Source organism: Rahnella sp. PAMC25617 (assembly GCF_050606005.1).
In the GTDB taxonomy this organism is placed as follows: domain Bacteria; phylum Pseudomonadota; class Gammaproteobacteria; order Enterobacterales; family Enterobacteriaceae; genus Rahnella; species Rahnella variigena.
Genome location: NZ_JBOCUM010000181.1, coordinates 1 through 220, shown reverse-complemented (window position 1 = coordinate 220; position 220 = coordinate 1). Strand labels below are relative to the sequence as shown.

Genomic DNA, 220 nt, shown 5'->3' with positions numbered 1-220 from the left:
TGCTCGTCCATCACCCCTACGACTCCTTCGCCACCAGCGTGCAGCGGTTCATCGAGCAAGCTGCTCAAGACCCCCAGGTGCTGGCCATCAAACAAACCCTGTACCGCACTTCCGGCGACTCCCCCATCATTGACGCCCTCGTCGATGCCGCCGAGGCTGGCAAGCAGGTGCTGGCGGTCGTGGAGATTAAGGCGAGGTTCGACGAACAGGCCAACATCAA

At 61.4% G+C, this 220-nt stretch carries 1 pseudogene; it reads left to right on the top strand.

From position 1 onward, the window contains the following. Window positions 1-220: pseudogene (locus ACM615_RS24140) on the top strand (polyphosphate kinase 1); the annotation flags it as partial.